General features: G+C 70.0%; 1 protein-coding gene. It reads left to right on the top strand.

Annotated elements, in window-relative coordinates; translation table 11 throughout:
* Positions 1-230, top strand: a 230-nt coding sequence (locus tag BCY78_RS24390) for a condensation domain-containing protein (protein ID WP_139103331.1), incomplete at both ends; no start/stop codon positions are given.

The raw sequence follows: 230 nt of genomic DNA, 5'->3' as shown, positions 1-230 counted from the left end.
TCTTCGTCAACACGCTCGTGCTGCGTACGGACCTCTCCGGGGACCCGGACTTCGCGGAGCTGGTGCGGCGGGTCCGGGCCGGCAACCTGGAGGCGTACGGCAACCAGGAAGTGCCCTTCGAGCGGGTGGTCGAGGAGCTGGCCCCGGTGCGGGTGGCGAACCGCAACCCGCTCTTCCAGACCGCCGTCAGCTACCAGAACAACGAGGAGGCGACGCTGGAGCTGCCGCGC

The sequence above is a fragment of the Pararhodobacter sp. CCB-MM2 genome, assembly GCF_001691415.1.
Lineage (GTDB): Bacteria > Pseudomonadota > Alphaproteobacteria > Rhodobacterales > Rhodobacteraceae > Pararhodobacter.
This window is presented reverse-complemented; position numbering and strand designations above follow the sequence as displayed.